The sequence below is a fragment of the Paenibacillus sp. EKM212P genome (genome assembly GCF_011066115.1).
GTDB classification, from domain to species: domain Bacteria; phylum Bacillota; class Bacilli; order Paenibacillales; family Paenibacillaceae; genus Paenibacillus; species Paenibacillus polymyxa_B.
In genome coordinates this window covers 780,065-801,836 of sequence record NZ_JAAMNR010000001.1, presented here as the reverse complement: position 1 = coordinate 801,836, position 21,772 = coordinate 780,065, and the positions used below count along the sequence as shown (strand labels likewise).

The 21,772-nt window shown below is 45.5% G+C and carries 19 protein-coding genes and 1 riboswitch; of the genes, 14 read left to right on the top strand and 5 right to left on the bottom strand.

Annotated elements, in window-relative coordinates; translation table 11 throughout:
- The first annotated feature begins 110 nt into the window (after positions 1 to 110).
- Positions 111 to 1,118: an HRDC domain-containing protein gene (locus tag G9G54_RS03755; protein WP_165176143.1), complete on the top strand. Its 1,008-nt coding sequence runs from the start codon at positions 111 to 113 to the stop codon at positions 1,116 to 1,118.
- Between the two features lie 161 nt (positions 1,119 to 1,279).
- Here the strand turns inward: G9G54_RS03755 and corA are convergent, their stop codons facing one another.
- Positions 1,280 to 2,215, bottom strand: coding sequence for a magnesium/cobalt transporter CorA (corA, locus tag G9G54_RS03750; protein ID WP_023987788.1), 936 nt, complete (start codon positions 2,213 to 2,215; stop codon positions 1,280 to 1,282).
- 551 nt (positions 2,216 to 2,766) lie between these two features.
- Positions 2,767 to 2,892, top strand: a riboswitch (SAM riboswitch).
- Between the two features lie 118 nt (positions 2,893 to 3,010).
- Between corA and metA the strand changes: the two genes are divergently transcribed.
- From metA to mqnC, 4 genes are all read left to right on the top strand, one after another.
- Positions 3,011 to 3,928: a homoserine O-acetyltransferase MetA gene (metA, locus tag G9G54_RS03745; protein ID WP_061829145.1), complete on the top strand. Its 918-nt coding sequence runs from the start codon at positions 3,011 to 3,013 to the stop codon at positions 3,926 to 3,928.
- 125 nt (positions 3,929 to 4,053) lie between these two features.
- Positions 4,054 to 5,238 (top strand): PLP-dependent transferase, encoded by a 1,185-nt coding sequence (locus G9G54_RS03740; protein ID WP_043882120.1) that lies wholly within the window; start codon positions 4,054 to 4,056, stop codon positions 5,236 to 5,238.
- Entirely contained in the window at positions 5,235 to 6,413 is a 1,179-nt protein-coding gene (locus G9G54_RS03735; protein WP_165176141.1) for an aminotransferase class I/II-fold pyridoxal phosphate-dependent enzyme, read from the top strand. Before G9G54_RS03740 ends, G9G54_RS03735 begins: the two co-directional genes overlap by 4 nt.
- A gap of 441 nt (positions 6,414 to 6,854) precedes the next feature.
- Positions 6,855 to 7,988 carry a cyclic dehypoxanthinyl futalosine synthase gene (gene mqnC, locus G9G54_RS03730; protein ID WP_165176139.1) on the top strand — a complete coding sequence of 378 codons (1,134 nt, stop codon included), beginning with the start codon at positions 6,855 to 6,857 and terminating at the stop codon, positions 7,986 to 7,988.
- A gap of 96 nt (positions 7,989 to 8,084) precedes the next feature.
- On the opposite strand, the gene G9G54_RS03725 is transcribed toward mqnC, so the two are convergent.
- The 4 genes from G9G54_RS03725 to G9G54_RS03710 form a co-directional block, all read right to left on the bottom strand.
- Entirely contained in the window at positions 8,085 to 8,948 is an 864-nt protein-coding gene (locus G9G54_RS03725) for a YitT family protein (RefSeq protein ID WP_165176725.1), read from the bottom strand.
- 84 nt (positions 8,949 to 9,032) lie between these two features.
- On the bottom strand, positions 9,033 to 10,259 hold the full coding sequence (locus tag G9G54_RS03720) for a cation:proton antiporter (RefSeq protein WP_023987794.1): 1,227 nt from the start codon (positions 10,257 to 10,259) through the stop codon (positions 9,033 to 9,035).
- Positions 10,260 to 10,263: 4 nt separating this feature from the next.
- Positions 10,264 to 10,758, bottom strand: a complete 495-nt coding sequence (locus G9G54_RS03715) for a cation:proton antiporter regulatory subunit (RefSeq protein ID WP_013309426.1) — start codon at positions 10,756 to 10,758, stop codon at positions 10,264 to 10,266.
- A 206-nt stretch (positions 10,759 to 10,964) separates the two neighbouring features.
- Positions 10,965 to 11,360 carry a hypothetical protein gene (locus G9G54_RS03710; protein ID WP_069291487.1) on the bottom strand — a complete coding sequence of 132 codons (396 nt, stop codon included), beginning with the start codon at positions 11,358 to 11,360 and terminating at the stop codon, positions 10,965 to 10,967.
- A 240-nt stretch (positions 11,361 to 11,600) separates the two neighbouring features.
- On the opposite strand from G9G54_RS03710, the gene G9G54_RS03705 reads away from it, so the two are divergent.
- From G9G54_RS03705 to glnA, 9 genes are all read left to right on the top strand, one after another.
- On the top strand, positions 11,601 to 12,482 hold the full coding sequence (locus G9G54_RS03705; protein ID WP_165176137.1) for a putative sporulation protein YtxC: 882 nt from the start codon (positions 11,601 to 11,603) through the stop codon (positions 12,480 to 12,482).
- Positions 12,483 to 12,543: 61 nt separating this feature from the next.
- Positions 12,544 to 13,119 carry a 3D domain-containing protein gene (locus tag G9G54_RS03700; RefSeq protein WP_061829151.1) on the top strand — a complete coding sequence of 192 codons (576 nt, stop codon included), beginning with the start codon at positions 12,544 to 12,546 and terminating at the stop codon, positions 13,117 to 13,119.
- Between the two features lie 84 nt (positions 13,120 to 13,203).
- The gene (locus G9G54_RS03695) at positions 13,204 to 13,512 is read left to right on the top strand and encodes a hypothetical protein (protein WP_069291489.1); all 309 of its coding nucleotides are present in this window, start codon (positions 13,204 to 13,206) and stop codon (positions 13,510 to 13,512) included.
- 195 nt (positions 13,513 to 13,707) lie between these two features.
- Positions 13,708 to 15,294 (top strand): S1C family serine protease, encoded by a 1,587-nt coding sequence (locus G9G54_RS03690; RefSeq protein ID WP_061829154.1) that lies wholly within the window; start codon positions 13,708 to 13,710, stop codon positions 15,292 to 15,294.
- A 151-nt stretch (positions 15,295 to 15,445) separates the two neighbouring features.
- Positions 15,446 to 16,135, top strand: coding sequence for a response regulator transcription factor (locus G9G54_RS03685; RefSeq protein WP_013309432.1), 690 nt, complete (start codon positions 15,446 to 15,448; stop codon positions 16,133 to 16,135).
- Position 16,136: 1 nt separating this feature from the next.
- On the top strand, positions 16,137 to 17,615 hold the full coding sequence (locus G9G54_RS03680; RefSeq protein ID WP_165176135.1) for a sensor histidine kinase: 1,479 nt from the start codon (positions 16,137 to 16,139) through the stop codon (positions 17,613 to 17,615).
- Positions 17,616 to 17,726: 111 nt separating this feature from the next.
- Positions 17,727 to 18,683: a 4-hydroxy-3-methylbut-2-enyl diphosphate reductase gene (locus G9G54_RS03675; protein ID WP_013309434.1), complete on the top strand. Its 957-nt coding sequence runs from the start codon at positions 17,727 to 17,729 to the stop codon at positions 18,681 to 18,683.
- A gap of 254 nt (positions 18,684 to 18,937) precedes the next feature.
- A complete protein-coding gene (aroF, locus tag G9G54_RS03670; protein WP_013309435.1) occupies positions 18,938 to 19,975 on the top strand; it encodes a 3-deoxy-7-phosphoheptulonate synthase in 1,038 nt (345 codons plus the stop codon).
- Between the two features lie 271 nt (positions 19,976 to 20,246).
- Positions 20,247 to 21,671 (top strand): type I glutamate--ammonia ligase, encoded by a 1,425-nt coding sequence (glnA, locus tag G9G54_RS03665; RefSeq protein ID WP_071640069.1) that lies wholly within the window; start codon positions 20,247 to 20,249, stop codon positions 21,669 to 21,671.
- Positions 21,672 to 21,772: the final 101 nt, after the last annotated feature.

The window sequence follows — 21,772 nt, the reverse complement described above, 5'->3', positions numbered from 1 at the left end:
GGCTCAAAAAGGGAAGCACCTTTCTTGCGAATACGCAGGATAGGTGCTTTTTTTGCGTTTTTGTGTTGTGCGGGACTGTCTTTACAATGATAATGAGGGAGGAAGAAATCATGGAGATTGTATTTTTAAATCGCTTGTCCAAACGGAATGAACAGGGCTATGAGGACTTTGCTCAGGTATGGATTGGGCAGCATGAAGGGGGATGGAGTGCAGGCTGGAGCACACAACATGTCCCGGATGAAAGTATAGACGACCTTTGGTATGAGGGCAGCTTGTGGCAGGAATTACTGCATGTATACCGTCATGAGCTAGCGCTCAAAATGGCTGAGGGCTACAGGCCCTTAATCCATGGCGTATTTCATGAGCAAGAAGGATCATCAGGACGAGGACAAACGCTGCAAAAGCTGTATTGCTACAGTGATTTGTTTCCACGTGATGAAGTGTATGAGCAGTTGACAATGTGGAGACGGCAAAAAGCAGCAACGGAACGAAAAGCGCCTTATTTTATCGCTACGAATCGGCTGCTTCGACTCATTAGCGTCTATCTTCCCCATACCGAAGAAGAATTGTTGGAGCTGCCTGGTATGGGGCAGGGTAAGGTGTCGCAATATGGGACGGAGCTATTGGCTATTACGACACAAAATGACCGGACCACGCCATTTCCGTTGAACTGGGTAACAGAGACGCTGGAAGAAGAAGTTTTTTTGTCATGGCTATACAAGCAAAAAGAGAACCAATACAGGCAGGAGCTGAATAAGTTCAGCCTAACTAGAACGATTATCGAAGGCATTTCGGACGGTCTTTCACTGGAGCATATCGGGATGAAGACAGGTTTGCATCGTAGAGAAATGATTGAAGCTGTGGAGCATTTGGACAGGGATGGCATTAATATGGAGAAGCTGATTCGCAAGGAATTGGTGAATGTATCTGAGGAGGAGCAGGCAGCCATCTGGTCTGCTTATGAAGAGTTGGGGGATACGCTGCTCAAGCCCGTCATGCTGAAAGTGTATGGGGAAGAAAAGGCGACAGAAACAGGATTGGATCAAATTTATGAGCGTCTGCGTCTGATCCGTATACGGTTTCGCAATCAGCAGGTACCCGACCGACATGTTGGATAATATAGAACTGATTGGATAAAGCTAAAGTATTAAAGTACATTCAGGGTCCAACATACTAAAAAGCAGCAGCCAGTTCCTCATAGGACACGGCTGCTGCTTTTTATGATCAAGCTTGAAAATCGAAATAGGTATCCAACTCCGTACTTTTTCCCCTTTTCTTTTTAAACCCAGTCTTTCTTGCGGAAAATACAGAACATACTGACACCTAGTGCCACCATAATACCAATGACGACAAAATAGCCATAACGTGTATGAAGTTCAGGCATATTATCGAAGTTCATCCCATATATTCCGGTAATGACCGTCAATGGCATAAATACGGTCGTTATTGCCGTAAACACACGCATAATTTCATTGGCACGATTGGCGATACTGGATTGATAAGCTTCTCGAAGGTTACCCATCAAATCGCGGTAAGTTTCAAAAGTCTCCGAAATTTTCACAGCATTTTCATAAATGTCGCTGAAATATTTTTGCAATTGATCGTCGATGAGTCGCAAATCCCGTTTGTTCAGGGTATTGATGACTTCCTTTTGCGGCCCCAGCACCTTTTTCAGCCACAGAATCTCACTGCGTAAGCCGATGATTTCGTTCAAATGCGACTTTTTCGTATGCATTAGAATATCTTCTTCCAGCTTTTCAATGCGGACCTCAATCCGGTCACCAACCAGAAAATAGTTGTCAACAATCAAGTCGACCAACAGATACATAAAACGGTCAGGCTGGCTGACTTCTTGCTCCCACAGCATAGGCTTGAGGGTACGAAGCTCATTGATTTTCTGCTTGGTCACCGTAATGATAAAATGGCGGCCGAGAAAAATGTTCAAAGCTCGCAAAAATATTTCTTCATCATCAAAACGAATGCTATTTACAACGATAAAATAATGGCTTTCATAAATTTCGATCTTCGGACGTTGTTCTTCTTCACTCAAACAGTCTTCTACTGCAAGATCATGCATGGAAAATAAAGGTTGTAGCACTGCCAAATCATCGACATCGGCATCAATCCAATAAAAACCTTCTGCCGGTGCAGTAAGCGCCATTTCAATTTCTTCGACAGGGGTAAAAACCCCGTTGTTGACCAAACGGATTTTCATATATGTCACTCCTTATGCTCCGTCGTAACGGAAATACGTTTACCTTAAGCATAAGGAATGAACTCAGTTAGCCAGTTAGCCGGTGCGGGTAAGCGTGCATTCTCATCAAAAGCCGGAGACTTTTGGAGCATGCAGAGCCTGGCGTCCCGTCTTTCGGCAAGCTGAAGTCATTCCTATGCTGTTGTTCAGGGATCGCCGCCTACTCGGACTCGGGTCGCCTTCCATTCCGGATTCACCTCTCAAATGTTCTTTTTTAGATTGCCACAGTATCGCAGGAAACACTCAAATCTGCACTACTGCTCCATATTTTTGCCTAATAGCACTTGTATAGTATAACGCTCGGCCTACGGCCTTTCAAGCGCAAAATCATGGGCTAAATCAACAGTAGTGGCAAGAGCTTCAACGAAAGGAGGGATATGATTTAACCTATGGAAAAGGTAGACAAAATGTGATTGCAGGGCACAAATTTACAAGTCCCATCTTGACGAAGCCCAGCCGATGCATTAAAGTGAACAACAAGAACTTTGTGAACCCAAAATGAATATAGCGAAATCTTATCAAGAGCAGGTGGAGGGACTAGCCCGATGATACCCGGCAACCGGCGATTTTAATCGCACGGTGCTAATTCTTGCAGGACGCGCGCTTTGTACAAAGAGCGTTGCCCTGACAGATGAGAGAGGCGCATATGGATACAAATATGACCTTTCTCTAACCAGAGAAAGGTCTTTTTATTATATGCCCGGCATCTCAACAAGACGATTTTCGCAAAACTTACCGAACAAGGAGTGAGTTTACATGCCGATTAAAATCCCAGACACGCTACCTGCCAAGGAAGTGCTGGAGGGCGAAAATATTTTCGTAATGGATGAAAGCCTGGCTTATCATCAGGACATTCGTCCGTTGCGCATCGCCATTTTGAATTTGATGCCTACGAAGGAAACAACGGAAACCCAACTATTGCGCCTGGTCGGCAATACGCCGCTGCAAGTGGACGTCACGCTGGTGCACATGAAGTCTCATGTATCCAAAAATACATCGCAAGAATATTTGAATATGTTCTATAAAACGTTTGACGAGATCAAGAACAGTCGTTTTGACGGCATGGTCATTACAGGAGCTCCGGTTGAACAGCTTGAGTTTGAGGATGTGAACTACTGGGAGGAGATCCGGCAAATCTTTGAGTGGACGAAAACGAATGTAACTTCGACCATGCACATTTGTTGGGCCTCACAGGCAGGTTTATACCATCATTTCAATGTCCCGAAATACGGGCTCGACTACAAATGCTTTGGCGTATTTCCACACACCGTGATTAAACCTAAAGTAAAATTGCTACGCGGCTTTGATGAACTGTTTTATGCCCCTCACTCCAGACATACGGAGGTTCGGCGGGAAGATATTGATCATATCGCCGAATTAGAAGTTTTATCCGAATCCGAGGAAGCTGGAGTGTACCTTGTAGCCACGCTTGACGGTAAACAAATTTTTGTAACTGGGCATTCTGAATATGACCCGCTTTCATTGAAATGGGAATACGACCGCGATGTGGCCAAAGGAATGGATATTGAAGTTCCCAAAAATTATTTTCCTAATGATGATCCTGAGCGCACACCGCCCTCAATCTGGCGGGCGCATGCCAATTTATTATTCTCGAATTGGCTGAACTATTATGTATACCAAGAGACACCTTACGATATCGGGCCCCAGATTTAAAAAAGGGGCTTGTAGTTTACCCTTGTACAGTACCACCTTGCAGTAGCGCAGCAGTATAGTCTTTGACATCCATTTTTGCAGGATTGGTTATAGCACCCACTATGGAAGTTAACAGGAGGATTCATATGAGTGAGAAACAGTGGAAAATCGAAAGTAGATTGGCACAAATCGGTTCAGTAGAGGAGCCAGTAACCGGGGCTGTTAATTACCCGATTTACCAATCTACGGCGTTCCGCCATCCCCGTCTGGGTCAAAGCACAGGATTTGATTATATTCGGACGATCAATCCCACGCGAAAGGTACTGGAAGAGGCTTCTGCTGCACTTGAATCTGGTGATGCAGGCTTTGCATGTAGCTCAGGTATGGCGGCGCTGCAAACGGTATTTGCATTGTTTGGACAGGGAGATCATCTCATAGTATCGCTGGATCTGTATGGCGGGACATATCGTTTGCTGGAGCGTATTTTATCTAAATTTGGTGTAACAGCCAGTTATGTGGATACGAACGATCTTGAAGCACTCGAACAGTCATGTCGACCGAATACCAAAGCTGTATTCATAGAAACACCTACAAATCCGTTAATGATGATTACTGATATTCGAGCGGTGGCTGAATGGGCATCACAACATCAGTTGCTTACCATTGTAGATAATACGCTGCTAACACCATACTTCCAGCGGCCATTGGAACTCGGCGCGGATATTGTGGTACATAGCGCAACCAAGTATTTGGGCGGACACAACGATGTGCTGGCAGGGTTAATCGTAACCAAAGGCAAAGAGCTATCAGCTGAAATTTCCTTTCTGCACAATTCCATAGGGGCCGTGCTTTCCCCGAGTGACTGCTATCAGTTGATGAAGGGGATGAAGACGTTAGCGCTGCGTATGGACCGACATGAGCATAATGCAACAGTGCTGTCTAACTATTTACTGACGCATCCGGCGGTGGCAGAAGTATTCTATCCAGCTCTCGAAGGCCACCCAGGTCGTGAGATTCAAAATAAACAATCCAGCGGAAATACAGGTATCTTCTCCTTTAAAGTAAAGGATGCTCGTTATGTGGAACCTTTGCTTCGTCACATTAAGCTCATTGCGTTTGCGGAAAGTCTCGGCGGTGTTGAGTCGCTAATGACCTATCCCGCGGTGCAGACACATGCGGACATACCAGCAGAAATTCGGGATGCTGTCGGGGTAGATGACAGGCTATTGCGTTTCTCCGTAGGCATTGAGCATACAGACGACCTCATTGAAGATTTGCGTTCGGCGTTGGAAGCGGCACGTCAAGAAGTAGAAGGAGGAGAGCTGCAATGATAGAGGATGCGAGGAGGATCGGGCAGGATTTGAACAAAGAACGGAAGTTCGCTACCAAGCTGCTGCATTTTGGTTCTGAAATTGACAGCGTTACGGGGGCCTCGAGCGTCCCGATCTATCAAGCTTCTACCTTTCACCATCATGATATTTTTAATCCTCCCCAGCATGACTATAGCCGTTCAGGTAATCCGACACGACAAGCTTTGGAGGATTATATCGCTTTATTAGAAGGCGGGGCGTGCGGCTTTGCCTTTGCGTCAGGTATGGCGGCCATCTCCACTACATTTATGCTCTTATCCGCTGGAGATCATGTCATTGTTTCCGAGGACGTATATGGGGGAACATATCGATTGTTGACCTCCATTTTGAAACGGATGAATATCGAAACGACCTTCGTCGACATGACGGACCTCAACCTTGTGAAAGAGGCGTTGCAGGAGAATACAAGGGCTGTATATATGGAAACCCCGTCCAATCCGACACTCAAAATTACCGATGTAGCAGGAATAACCTCTTGGGCACAGGACAACGGACTTTTAACGTTATTGGATAATACTTTTATGACACCTTATTATCAACGTCCGATTGAGCAGGGAGTCGATATTGTATTGCACAGTGCGACCAAGTTTCTGGGCGGACACAGCGATGTGCTGGCAGGACTTGCGGTAGCACGTACCGAATCGCTCGGGAGACAAATCAAGCAGCTCCAAAATGGACTGGGTACCGTGCTGGCTCCGCAGGAGTCATGGTTGCTCATGCGCGGTATGAAGACACTGGAGGCTCGTATGGCTCACAGCGAAAAGAGTGCAGCCAAGCTCGCTAACTGGCTGAACGAGCGTAACGACATTGAGGCAGTATACTACCCGGGTCTGGAAAATCATCCAGGGCGTGAAGTTCATGAGCGTCAATCCAGCGGTTATGGTGCAGTGATATCGTTTGATGTGGGTTCTGGTGAGCGTGCAAAAGAAGTCCTCAGTCGCGTACGTATTCCAATTGTAGCGGTGAGCCTGGGAGCTGTGGAAAGCATCTTGTCGTATCCGGCGATGATGTCACATGCGGCTATGCCCCATAGTGTACGATTGGAGCGCGGGATTACGGACGGACTACTTCGTTTCTCCGTAGGTTTGGAGGATATTGACGACCTGATCAGTGATCTGGATGAGGCGCTGCGCTAGAGCGTTAGCACATCCGCAGCATCTTTGTCGTTTTCACGCCGGGAGCAAATATGTACAGCACTAAACAGCAAGTTTCCAGTATTTCAGGAGGCTTGCTGTTTTCTATAAGAATGATAAGAATGACATGAAGGACAGTGTGAAAAAAGGTACTTTCAATCTTGTTTTGTTATTTCTTGGCTATACGCAATGTTGAGATAAGCTTGGCAGTTGCTTGTTTTCCTAGGTGAAAAGCAGAAAGAAGCGGGAATAAGTATGGTTCCTTACCTAAAGATATGTTAGTATTATCATTAGGTTTTACTATGCTAAATAGCACAGACAACATACAAGGCCAGTCATGAACATACATTACGACAGGGTTCGAACGCAGGTTTGTGAAAGCATTCTCGTTCATAAGTCCTGTCGTTCATTTCGTCGCCCTGTGACAGCGAAGGAGGATACACCATGAGTGTAATCGACCATATTGTAGATAAAGCCCTACGCGGCGAACGCCTGAATTTAGAGGATACCGTTGCTTTGTTCGAATCAGACGAGGTAGAAAAAATAGGTCACGCGGCGAATAAAGTCATGAATCGCATGCACCCCGATCCCATTAAAACCTTCGTCATCGGACGAAATATTAACTATACGAACGTATGTGACGTATACTGTCGCTTCTGCGCTTTTTACCGTAGACCGGGTTCCGATGAAGGTTATGTTTTGCCGGATGAGGTGATCTTTCAGAAGATCAAGGAAACGCAGGAGGTAGGTGGCACCGAAATTCTAATGCAAGGCGGTGTAAATCCCAATCTGCCGTTCAGTTATTATACGGATTTGCTGAAAGCTATTAAGGAGCGTTTTCCCGATATTACGATGCACTCCTTCTCGCCAGCTGAAATTCACAAAATGAAGGAAAAATCCGGTCTATCCATGGAAGACACGATTCGAGCCATTCATGAAGCTGGATTGGATTCGCTTCCGGGCGGAGGCGGAGAAATTTTGGATGACCGCACACGCCGCAAAATTAGCCGTCTCAAAGGCTCTTGGCGTGATTGGATGGATGTCATGCAAACGGCTCACAAGGTTGGGATGAACACAACTGCTACGATGGTTATCGGCTTTGGCGAGTTGATGGAGGAGCGTGCGCTGCATTTGTTGCGTGTTCGTGATGCTCAGGACGAATGCATTGAAAACAAATATAATTCTGAAGGATTTTTGGCCTTTATTCCTTGGACCTTCCAGCCAGACAACACCAATCTGAAGAAGGAACGACAGACGCCAGAAGAATATCTGAAGACCGTTGCGATCAGTCGTCTTGTATTGGATAACATTAAGCATATTCAATCCTCATGGGTAACTATGGGACCTGAAATCGGTAAAAAATCGTTATACTACGGTTGCGATGATTTTGGCAGCACCATGATTGAGGAAAACGTAGTTTCCGCTGCAGGCGCAACGTATAAGGTAAACATCGAATCCATTTTACAGTTGATCCGCGAGACGGGTCACATTCCGGCACAGCGCAATACCCGTTATGATATTATTCGTACTTTTGACAGTGCCAGCAGTATTGAACATGATTTTATCATGCAAAATTAATATCCGTTAATATATTGTTAATTACAAAACGCTTATCCATCACTAATCTATGTATAAGGATTAGTGTAGATAAGCGTTTTTTGATGTGTTACTTTGCTATGTTTTCCATCGTTTCATATACATGATCTCAGCCTGCGGGTCAGCCATTTGGATGACTGCCTTAAAACGCTGCAAATCCAACAGTTGAACGTTGTAAACGATGACCATTTGTTCTTTTTTATCCTCAGATTCGCTTTTAATCTTACCCTCTATCTGTGCAGAGCCTCCAACAGGTGTGCTGTGTATACGCAGCCTGCGATATATGGCATCCTCGACGGTTTGCTGTTTCTTGCTGACAACACAAACCATACGCGTCAGACCGGTAAACATCAGCCGGGTCGTTTCATAGGCGGCGAGGCAGGATAAGGCTGAATAGAGAGCTGGCTCCCAGCCTAGCACAAAGCCGGCGGTAATGAGCAGCAGACCATTACACAGCATAACAATCTGTATTAATGGAATCTTACGGTGTGTTAGCAACAATGTGGATGGACGGCCATCGTCAGATTCGTTAAGTCCTAGTGAATCGAGCAGACCACCATGACGAGCTGCCAGCCCTGCGCCAAGACCGATACAGATTCCGCCGCCCAAAGCGCATACGACCGGATGGCCACTCACTGCCGGAAAAGGCGAAAGAATAATGGCTGAGCCCGAAAAGGCGAACAAGCCGGGTAGTGCTCGAAGCAGCATGGGTTTGTGAGTAGACAGAGAATACAGCAACATGAGTGGCAAGTTCAAAACGAATAGCAGTAACCCAAAATGCTCTTGTGTATAAAGCGACATGAGTCTGGAGATCCCCGTGACGCCTCCAGCGATCATATCATGCGGATGTAAAAACAATTCCAGACCGACGGATGCCGTAATTCCACCAATCACCGTATAAAAGACAGGGAACCTGCTCGCATCTCCTGAAGTGGGCTTTATAAGCCGCCTCATAGAGTTTCGGCATGTTTTACAGCGTGCGGCATAGCCTTCCCTCCTATGGATTGTCGTATCCAGCTTTTGCAGTTATGCCGAGTTACTTTCTTCCTTTCGTAGGCGGGGGTCCTTGAACTTAAATATTTTGTTTAACATATTAAAGATAGGTTTTGACTGCTTTGTCAGAAGTGGTCCAAGAATCGCCAGTATGAGTACATAGATAGCTGCAAAGGGTTGAACAATATCAAGCAAACCGCCTTCCTTGCCCAAGTTGGCCATGATAATCGAAAATTCACCCCGTGCCACAATGGTCAGACCGATATTTGCTGACGCTTTGGGAGATAAGGAGGCCGTACGCCCAGCCAGCATTCCTGCCCAAATGTTACCAAACAACGTGAGGACGACTGCTGCCAGCGCAAGCCATATCGCGTTTCCTCCCAGGGACAGTGGATCGATGGATAGTCCAAAGCTGAAGAAAAACAGGGCACCAAAGAAATCGCGGAAAGGAACAATTAAATGCTCGATTCGTTTGGCATGTTCCGTTTCGGCCAGTACCAGACCGACCAACAGGGCGCCGATAGCTTCCGCCACATGAATCGTTTCCGAAAAACCAGCCACCAGAAACAGAGAGCCAAAAACAACAAGTCCGAATACCTCATTGGAGCGAATACGGAGAATCCGATTTAACAGAGGGACGGCCTTACGGCCGATAATAATGACTGCAAGCATAAAGCCAAGCGCGATTAGCGCTGATAGCAGCACACCCCCGAGCGAGGATGAATCACTAAGAACCAATCCGGAGAGGATGGAGATGTATACGGCGAGGAAAACATCCTCGAACATAATAATGCCCAAAATCATTTCTGTTTCTGCATTGGCAGTCCGCTTGAGATCTACCAGCACCTTCGCAGCAATAGCACTGGATGATATTGTTGTAATTCCGGCGATAACCAGTGTCTCTGCTACAGGAAAGCCGCTCAGGAAGCCAAGAGCCAGCCCCAGTGTAAAATTGATGCCAATATAAATGGTGCCGCCCACGGCAATGGAACGGCCTGATTTAATTAACCGACCTACTGAGAACTCGAGACCCAAGTAGAAGAGAAGAAACAGCACTCCGATTCTTCCCATAAAATCAATAAATGGGGCGCTTTCGATAAAGCGAAAATCAAAATGCCATAGCTCCATCGCATGCGGCCCAACTGCCATTCCGATCAGGATATAAAAAGGGATGACCGAGAAGCGCAGTTTGGAGGAAATAAGTCCAGCTGCAGCGATGAGAGCAATTGCCAATCCAACCTCAAATACCAGATGATCCATCCAATCACCCGCTTCCGTTCATAAGGATTTGTTTAAAGCGTTTTTGCTGATCGCGTTCCCCAACAACGACTACAGTGGCATCATCGTTAATAATCACTTCAGGACCAGGATTTACATATTTCATTCCTTTTTTCTCCACAATGGCAATAACAGTGGCTCCCGAATTTTGCCTTACATCCAGCTCACCGATGGATTTGCCGACACTTGCATAGTGGGATTCCACTCTATACCATTCGATAATAAAATCATCAAACGTCATTTCTACACTTTCAAGCTGTTTGGGCTTATATGTCATACCCCCGATGATGGAGGCTACCAATCGCGCTTCCTGATCATTCAGGGTTGTCATAGAAATACTTTGTTCCAGATCCTCGTAATCAAAGTGATACAACTCGCGCCTGCCATCATCATGAATAATAATGACAATTCGGTCGCCACTCTCTGCATCTATTCGATACTTAATCCCGATTCCTGGCAAAATAGACTCTCGAATATCCATTTATAAAGCCTCCTGTACGATACGTTATTTAAATGAATGGTATGGGAAATAAATCACATACTCTGGGAGTGACATGGAAACTTTCTTTTTGTATTAAATTTTATGAATTAACGTAAAAAACCTGATACATACACTTACGTATTACAGCTATTGGGAAATATTAACAAATAGACATGCGAATGTGGTGATCTGCATGCAAAGGGAGGTTAAGCCACATAACTAGAGGTGAATTTGATGGGGAACAAGTATAATTGCTTCTTTAGTTTGCAAATGACAGGAATAAAAGGCAGACGTAGTTTAGGGATGCTCAATAACAGCACAAGCGCTATCAAAATGACAAAGGGAAGTGATTTGGCCGCAGCGATCACCAGATGAAGTAAAGGGGAGGATTTGCGTATAGCTGGTTTGGAATGGTGTTCCAGACCGTGAGAATCTGTTTCTAACGAGGAAACATCAGCATGAGGCACGACAGAAGATCCCGCAGTAAACTGGAGGGATTGAGTGGTGTCTTCCGCATGAAACGTCACAGGAAGGGACAAAATCTGAACGAGGCTCAATATGACGATCATGAATGTACGCAGCATGTTCAGCATCGTTAACATCTTATCTCCTCCCTCTTGTGAAAAATTCATATTACTATAACCTTAACATACCCCACCCTAAATATTCAAACGTCTTTCGTTATTTCCTATATCACAGTAATTGTTTATAACACGCCAAACCAGCTTTTTGAAACTTGATCATCCTCTTTTGGATATGTCTTTCTGTTTCCAGTCGTTCACTTCGTATAACCCTTTAGAGGCCGCCATATACTGAAAGCAGTGATCGAAAGGAGTGAGCCAATGGAACTGTTTACAGTGTGGACCAATACAGACGGAGATCAGGAAACCAACCGGTTTTATGAAGTGGTCAAAAGTAGAACAAAGGGACTACATATGTCACGGCGCGGATTTCGATTCACTTTCAGACAGCTGGACAACAAAGTGGCATGGACCTGCAAGGGCACAGAAAGCAATTCGGCGTTTGAAAGCTTTCTCCCCTGTGTATACAGCATCATGTCTTCGGCAATAGCGGATTATATTATCGAAGTCAAGGAGTGGGGGATGCTCAATCTCATTCTCACCAAAGCCTGTTCGCTGCTGGAGAAAGAGGATACGGAGCAAATTCGCAGTATGATTCGTTCACTGTTAAACGATGATGGCCCGAGAGGCCGTTTGAAGCGTCATGGTAAGCTGACCACTCTCCTGGAGAAGGATTTTAAGGAGCTTCATGTGATCAATTTGGAAGGACTGATTCAATTTAGGCTCCATGCGTATAAAAAAGAGCTTGAAGAAATCGTCGACTATGCCATGGAAGAATTCTGGGCAGATCGGCAATACGAAGAATTTATGGGGCTGCTTAAATATTTTGTTTTTTTTCAGGAAAGCAAAGTTCCGCTCGTACACGTACTTCACCAAGGCGGACATAATTTTACGATTCTGGATAGTGCCATGGTACCCATACCGACTCCTGATGCAGATGACATCATTGTCGAGATGCCAGGCATTGAACTAGAAATGGAGGTCGAAGATCGAATCGTAAGCACCCTTATTTCGATTTCTCCTGCTTCCATTATATTGCACACAGACGATGAGCACACCCCCATAGTGCGGACACTCCTGCATATTTTTGAAGATAAAGTGAAGCTGAGCAGACTTTATCCAGGTCAGGATGTTCAAAAATAATAATCTTTTCGTATAAACCAATGGATTTCTGGAAAGCCTTTGCCTCAAGGGGAGGTTTTTTATGAGATCCATGTTGGTATGGAAACGGATTTTGGGAACCGTGTTAATTGCAACCTGTCTGGTATTGCCCGGCAATGAAGTTTACGGTCACAAAGAACCGGTCCAGCATAAAAAATGGCAGTCCGCACCTGTTTTGGCTCCACGCGAGGAGCAGGTTATTACGACCATGACGGTCACGGCAACAGGATATACAGCAGGCTATGAATCGACTGGCAAACGGCCAAGTCATCCCGGCTACGGTATTACGTATTCCGGTGTAAAAGTGCGTCGTGACAAGAACACTCTGTCTACGATTGCGGCTGATCCCAAAACGTTTCCTTTGGGGAGCATATTGTACATTCCAGGTTATGGATACGGGATTGTAGCAGATACAGGTTCTGCGATTAAGGGCAATAAAATTGACTTGTATTTTAAAACAACCCGGCAGGTGTATTCTGAATGGGGCAAGAAAGATGTGGATGTTCAAATTATAAAAAAAGGGAACGGAAAATGTACGGAAAAGATGGTAAAATCGCTCCAAAAAGCGATAGAAACGCATAAAACCATTCCGAGTGCGACACTGGATGCTTCCATATAATCCTTGAATATTGTTTTTTCCAACATCACATACTATGTTGCGGGATAAGCTTATCCCACAAAACATACTGGGAGGTTGAGAATTATGCCAAATCAAGGCGGAAGTTCTTTCACGAACAAAGGCTTCAAGGCAAGCACAGGAAATCAGTTCAAAGCGGAATTTGCACAAGACAATACGGTAGGTGTCGTTTCACAAAAGGTAAAGCAGTCTGAACAAAATAAAATTCAAGACAACTTCCAGACACCAAATGAGAAGTATGATGAAGAATTTGCAACAGATCAAGGCGGTACAGGTGCAGTAGCGCAAAAAGTTCAAAACTCCAGTCGCAACAAAATTCAAAACAATGCTCAAACACCGAACGAAAAGTTCGACGAAAACTTTAACACGAAATAAAAAAGCATATACAATCGATAATGCTCCGGATTATATCCGGGGCATTTCGTTTTAAGTGAAAGTGATTAGGTACAATAGGTCTAAGGTTTTATCTCCTTTTTAATTTTTTTTAAGGTGGAATTAAGGTTTAAAGTGCAAAATAAAGTCAGTTAAACAACACCACCTTGAAGCATAGGGTTTGGGAGGAGATATACAATGGACGAATTTAAAAATAATAACTCCGGACGCCGGAACGACAACGATCAGGTTGATACCGATAACGCAACTCGGCAAAACGATTCGAACGGTTCCTCATATTATTATTCTTACGGCCCTTTTTCTTCAGTTCAATCGGACGGACAACGTAAGGAAGGGCAGCCGGTGGAAAAGGATGTTGAGATTACGCCACCGCAGGCAGTGAGACCTCTTCCTCCCTCTTACCATCGGGCTATGCCTGAGCAACAGGATGGTTCGGGTCGGAATGGCGGCAACTGGCAGTTCAAACCGAATAAGCCCAAGTCGCAGGTGAAAACAATATTCTTATCTTTTTTGGCCGGGATGCTGGTCATTACGGTATTGATGTATACAGCTGACCGAACAAATATGTTCACACCCGAGACGGCGTTGACTTCGGCGGCAGCTGAAAGCGGAGAAACGACTAATTCAGGAACCACCAGCTCGACTCCAAGCGCAGTTCCGGCTGTGATGCCTTCAGGTACCGCTGATGTTCAATCTGTTGTGGCCAAGGCTGGGCCGGCAGTCGTTAAAATCGAAACGCTTGCCAAACAAACCAGTGGCAGCAGTGGCAGACAAAGCAGCCCTTATTACAATGACCCGCTGTATCAATACTTTTTCGGTAATCAGTATGGTGACAGTGGCAGCAGCGGTAACAGTAATGAAAATGAAGGTAGCAACAGCGGGCAGCTGACTCCGCTTGGTATTGGTTCCGGTTTTATTTTTGATAAATCGGGTTACGTCCTAACCAACAACCATGTTGTTGAAGGCGCGAGTGTGGTTCAGGTTACAGTAGAGGGAACTAATAAGCCTTACGAAGCCAAGGTCTTGGGCAAAAATGCTGATCTTGATTTGGCGGTACTTAAAATTGAAGGCAAAAACAACTTTCCGACAGTAACTTTGGGTGACTCCGATAACGCTAAAGTCGGCGAATGGATGGTCGCAATCGGCAACCCTGAAGGCTTTGAACATTCGGTAACAGCCGGGGTGCTAAGTGCGAAAGAACGTACGATCACCATTAATAGTGAATCGACTGGAAAACCGACGCAATACAAGCATCTCATTCAGACGGATGCGTCCATTAACCCTGGTAACTCTGGCGGACCGCTATTAAATCTGCAAGGGCAGGTTATCGGTATGAACGTAGCTGTTAGTGCAGACGCACAGGGAATCGGGTTTGCGATTCCGTCCAATACGATTTTGGAAGTCGTCGATAAGCTGAAAAATAACCAGCCTATCCCGAAAGAACCTGTACCTTTCATTGGTGCAAGTCTGTTAAATTTGAGTCCTGAAGTAGCCAAAGAACTGGGTACATCTCTGACCGAAGGCTCGGTTGTACGGGATATTATATACAAATCGCCAGCTTATCAGGCCGATCTGCGTCCTTACGATGTGATTATCGGAGCGAATGGCACGCCTTATAGCACATCACAAGAGCTGATTCAGTTCATTCAAAAACAAAAAGTGGGTACAGCACTGACGCTTAACATCGAACGAGCTGGGCAGAAAAAAGATGTTCAGCTGAAAATAGGCAACAAAAATGACTTTAGCTCGACGCTTCAGCAATAAGATGATAACTCTACAAAAATGAACAAGTGCACGTAAGAAACGGAAGGAAGATCCCTTCCGTTTTTGCTGTATGAAGAAGCAGCCAGATGCTACACGCGTCTACTCCTGCTACAATAGAAGGAAAAGAAGAGATAAAGGAGTTCGATCGTGTATGCGTTCTACTATTCTAATCATTGATGACGATGAAAAAATTGTTTCCATGCTGCGCAGAGGGCTGGCATTTGAAGGCTATGAAGTGCTGACAGCCGCCAATGGAGCAGAGGGATTAAATAAAATGTTGACAGCTGAGCCTGATGTGGTCGTGTTGGATGTAATGATGCCGCAGGTCGATGGTTTTGAGGTATGCCGTCGTATGCGGGAGGGTGGAAGCACGGTACCTGTCCTGATGCTTACAGCCAAGGATGAGGTGGAGAACCGGGTCAAAGGACTTGATCTGGGAGCCGATGATTATCTCGTCAAGCCGTTCGCTCTAGAGGAGCTGCTGGCGCGAGTGCGAGCGCTTTTGCGGCGTAAAACCGAACAACAGGACAATAACGGAAATCGGCTTACCTTCGAGGATTTACAACTGGATAACGAATCCCGCGAAGTGGTTCGTGGCGGCAAACGTTTGGAACTGACGGCCAAAGAATTTGAACTGCTCCATTTGTTCATGCAAAACCCGAAGCGTGTTCTGTCGCGTGATCTGATTATGGACAAAATTTGGGGCTATGACTATAGTGGAGAATCGAATGTGCTGGAAGTATATATTGCCATGCTACGACAAAAAACGGAGCAGGATGGCGGTAAACGACTCATTCGTACAATTCGGGGAGCTGGCTATATTTTAAGAGGTGATGTGTAATATGTCTATTCGGTGGCGGCTGACAGCCTGGTATTCGAGCATCTTGGCTATAGTACTAGTCATTTTTGGTCTGGTTACTTACGGACTAGTATATTACTACACATATAATGAAGTGAAAAGTCAGCTTATGACTCAGGCGCCACAGATTAACAAGCAATTACGCCTTATTATAAAAGGGGGATTGTTTGAAGTCCCCAACCTGGATTTGGGATTAGAGCAGGGACGTGGAATAGATGACTCACAGCTCTATGTACAAATTTACAATTATACGTCTGGTGTAACGAAAACGACCCAAAATATGAAAGACCTCAATATCACCTTCCCTGTTCCATCTACAGCGGCAGGAGCAGTTCAAAATGAGGGAATTCGACGTGTGAACGTAAATGGGGATTCCTTTATGATTATTCAACAGCCGATCAAATCCGAGGAGTTGGGCTTGGTGGTCGGGCTGCTACAGGTAGGACAATTCACGGGCTCTCAGGATCGACTCATGAACAGGTTACAAAATGTGCTTGTATACGGCTCGTTGTTTGCATTACTCGCTGCTGCGACTTCAGGTCTCTTTCTGGCTCGCAAGTCTATGAAGCCGCTGGTCAAGGTCATTGAGGGGGCCAATCAGATTCAATCCAGTAATGATTTGAGTGTTCGAATTGAATATGACGGACCACCAGATGAAATTGGTCAATTAATCGGGACGGTTAACAACATGCTGGGGCGCACAGAGGTGTTTTACAAGGAACTGGAAGATGCGTACGGTGCACAGCGCCGTTTTGTGGCTGATGCTTCCCATGAGCTTCGTACGCCGCTAACGACGATCCGTGGCAACGTTGATTTTTTGCTCAAAATGTGGACTACCGAACCAGGAGAGCGACCGAAGATGGATGAAGAGATGATTCGCGAGCTTTCTATGGAGGCATTAAATGACATGGCGGATGAAGGCAAACGGATGAGCCGTTTGGTGAGTGATATGTTGTCACTCGCGAGAGCGGACACAGGGAAAACGTTCGATAAGACTCCCGTTGCGCTGGAACCACTTGTAAGTGAGGTTGCCCGTCGTGCTCAGTTTTTAGAGCGAACGGCCGAATGGAATGTGGGAGATTTTTCGTTGCTGAATGGTATTTATATGGATGGCAGCAAGGATTATTTGCAGCAAATGCTATTCATTTTCATTGATAATGCATTCAAATACACACCTGAAGGCACAGTCCGATTTGATGCCATTGTTTATCAAGGACAGGTGGGCCTACGGATCAGTGATACGGGCATTGGAATGGACAAGAGTGAGGTTCCCTTTATTTTTGACCGCTTTTACCGGGCAGATGAGTCACGCGGGGTGACAGAGGGAATTGGGTTGGGGCTATCTATTGCCAAGTGGATTATTGATGAACATCACGGGTCTGTGGAAGTGGTTACGCGCCAAGGAGAAGGAACGACATTTGTCATCTGGCTCCCGGTTAGCTTTTCCGCGCCTTTGGAATAGGCTATAATAGGAAGGCAACTACATCATAGAATTGGCCGGTAAAGGCTAGGATGCCCACAGCTACCGAGTTATCGGAGCTGTATACTGTGTCGAAGAAAGCGGGGGCTCATTTTGGAAGTACTCAGAATTTCGCCCCGGGGTTACTGCTACGGCGTAGTCGATGCCATGGTATTGGCTCGTCAGGCAGCCAGAAATCTGGACTTACCCCGGCCTATTTATATATTGGGCATGATTGTGCATAACAGTCATGTCACCAATTCCTTTGAAGACGAAGGGATTATTACACTGGACGGCCCGAACCGTATGGAGATTTTAAGCCAGGTAGAGAGCGGCACTGTTATCTTCACTGCTCATGGTGTATCACCAGAGGTTCGCAAGCTGGCACGAGACAAGGGGCTGACTACGGTAGACGCGACTTGCCCTGACGTCACAAAGACGCATGATCTGATTCGGGAGAAGTCTGCCGAAGGCTATCAGATTGTTTATATTGGCAAAAAGAATCATCCAGAGCCAGAAGGAGCTATCGGTATTGCTCCTGATCATGTTCATCTGATTGAAAAGGAAGAAGAGATCGACAGTCTTACGTTGCCAGCTGGCAAAATTCTTATCACGAATCAGACGACCATGAGCCAATGGGACATCAAGCACATTATGAAAAAGCTGCTGGAGAAGTTCCCGGGTGCTGAGATACACAATGAAATCTGTTTGGCGACGCAGGTACGTCAGGAAGCGGTAGCTGAGCAGGCTGGGCAGGCGGATCTGGTGATCGTTGTCGGTGATCCGCGCAGTAACAATTCAAACCGATTGGCTCAGGTTTCGGAGGAGATTGCTGGTACAACAGCTTATCGTATTTCTGATGTAACCGAGCTGAAGAGAGAGTGGCTTGAAGGTGTAGCCAAAGTGGCTGTGACTTCTGGGGCTTCGACCCCGACACTGATTACCAAAGAGGTTATTACGTATTTGGAGCAGTATGACGCGGCTAACCCGGATACGTGGGAGATTCAGCGAACCATAGATATGAAAAAACTGCTGCCTCCTGTACGAGAGAAGTCAAAAACAACGAAATAGTATGTGATTGATTACAGCCGTTATTCGGATACAACCATCCGGATAGCGGCTTTTTAAATTGTTTTAATTTGTAGATATTTTCCGGTTAACTTCACTAAGTTAAAATATTGAATAAATCGGGATAATTAAGCCTTGACGAGTATAGCTAAAACAGGTATAGTTGCTTTAACGAATAAAAGCTTAAAAGCGAACAAGCGTCTAAGTGTCATAACATTAACCTATATAAAATATGTTTCATAGAGAGGAAGAAAAAAATGATCGTTATCGCTGGTGTTCAAACACCTGAAGAGCATATTCAAGCTATTGTTGAAGTTATTGAGAAAGAAGGATTGCAGGCTCATGTATCAAGGGGATCGGATCGCACGATCATCGGACTGATCGGTAGCGTAGAGCCCAAGCTGGCTGAACATCTGCGTCAAATGAAAGGCGTAGAAAATGTGGTTAAAATATCGAAGTCCTATAAATTGGCCAGCCGTGATTTTCATCCGGAAAATACGGTTATCTCTATTAAAGGTGTAAATATCGGCGGGGGCGAGCTTGTCATTATGGGTGGACCATGTGCTGTTGAGTCTGCTGCACAGATAGATGAAATTGCCGGATTGGTCAAAGCTGCAGGCGCGCAAGTTCTCCGTGGGGGTGCTTTTAAGCCGCGTACAGGGCCATACAGCTTCCAAGGAACGGGTGTAGAAGGTTTAATCATGATGGCTGAGGCGGGGCAAAAGCACGATCTCTTGACCATCACAGAGGTCATGACACCTGAATACGTAGACATCTGCGCGGAATACGCCGATATTCTGCAAGTAGGTACACGTAATATGCAAAACTTTGATTTGCTGCGCAAGCTGGGTACTTGCGGCAAGCCAGTATTGCTCAAGCGCGGTTTCAGCTCGACTTATGATGAGTTCTTGAATGCTGCTGAGTACATCTTGGCAGGCGGCAATCCGAATGTTATGTTGTGTGAGCGCGGTATCCGTACATTCGAAACCTACACTAGAAATACGCTCGACTTGTCCGCGATCCCTGTGTTGCAACAGTTGAGCCATTTGCCGGTCATTTCCGATCCTAGCCATGGCACAGGTAGACGTGAACTGGTTGTTCCTATGACGAAGGCTTCGGTAGCTGCCGGAGCGGATGGTTTAATTATAGAGATGCATACAGACCCTGACAACTCGATGACGGGTGACGGCGTACAATCCCTGTTCCCAGATCAATTTTCAGATTTGCTGAAAGATTTGGAAATATTGGCTCCTGCTGTGGGGAAAACATTTCACACGCCTACTACCATTGCTTAAAACCAATGTTTAACATTAATGCATAAAAGTTTTGCTGCAACGCAGTAATGAGATTTAAATTGCCTAAAAGCCCGATGTTTCGGGCTTTTTGTGCTATTCAAATGTTATCAAGGGCGTAAGCATATCTAACATTAGTTTAAAAAATACCTTACATAGCTATTGACCCGTGTCATGTTTGAGATTTATAATGACGACAGAAAAAAACATTCGATCATGAACATTTCAGGGTTGTATAAGACTTAATGTTCGGAAAAATTGGGAGGAAGAAGACATGTCCGTTGAAAACGTATTGAAAACAATTCAGGAAAATAATATTGAGTGGGTAGATTTTCGTTTTGTAGATTTGTCTGGTCGTGCTCACCATATTTCATTGCCAGCTTCCGAAGTAGATGCAGAAACATTTGTTAACGGTGTTGCTTTCGACGGTTCTTCCATTCCCGGCTATCGTGGGATCGAGGAATCTGACATGGTTATGCTGCCCGATCCAGAAGCGGTTTTTATCGACCCTTTCACTCAGCATCCTACACTGAATATTCTGTGTGACATTGCTACGCCAGATGGCGAAAAATATGACCGCGATCCTCGCGGCATTGCAAAAAAGGCTGAGGAATTTCTGCAATCCGCAGGAGTCGGCACAGCGGCATTTTTTGCACCTGAGTCCGAGTTTTTCATCTTTGATGATGTACGCTACGAAAGCGGCATGAACAGCTCCTCCTTCTTCGTAGATTCCGAGGAAGCAGCTTGGAACACGAACCGTAAGGAAGAAGGCGGCAACCTGGGCTTTAAAGTGGGAGTGAAGGGCGGATATGTACCTGTGGCGCCAGTAGACACCCAACAAGATATCCGTAGTGAAATGTGCCGTTTGCTTGAAGAAGCAGGTCTGAGAATTGAGCGCCATCACCATGAGGTAGCTACGGCAGGCCAAGCGGAAATCAACTTCCGTTTTGATACACTCAAGAAAACAGCAGATAATCTGCTCGTTTATAAATACATTGTACACAACACGGCTCGTCAATATGGTAAAGTAGCAACATTCATGCCGAAACCAATTTTCGGAGACAACGGAAGTGGTATGCACGTTCACCAATCCATTTTTGATGGCGACACTCCTTTGTTCTACGAAAAAGGTGCTTATGCTAATCTGAGCGAAATGGCTCTTCATTACATTGGTGGTATTCTGTACCATGCACCTGCATTGATCGCTTTGACAAATCCAAGCACAAACTCGTTCAAACGTCTCGTTCCTGGCTACGAAGCACCAGTTAACCTGGTATTCTCCAAAGGTAACCGTTCTGCGGCTGTACGTATTCCAGTAGCGGCTGTTACTCCAAAAGGCTGTCGGATCGAGTTCCGTACACCAGACTCCACTGCTAACCCTTACCTTGCCTTCTCAGCGATGCTGATGGCGGGTCTGGATGGTATCAAACGCAAATTGAATCCAATCGAATTGGGCTATGGTCCACTTGACACTAACATCTACGAACTGTCTGACGCGGAAAAAGGTAAAATCCGCAGCGTACCTGGTTCATTGGATGAGGCTCTGGACGCTCTGGAAGCTGACTACGAATTCTTGACTGAGGGCGGCGTATTTACGAAGGACTTTATTGATAACTATGTAGAGTTCAAACGTTCTGAAGCTAAATCGGTGAACATCCGTGTTCATCCACACGAATACAGCCTGTATTTTGACTGCTAATAAGTCGACAGCTTAGCTGCTTTGAATAACAAGCATTAGCTTACGGGTAACAGTTGTTATTCAAAATAGGTCTCCGGTCTTATGCTGGGGACCTTTTAATA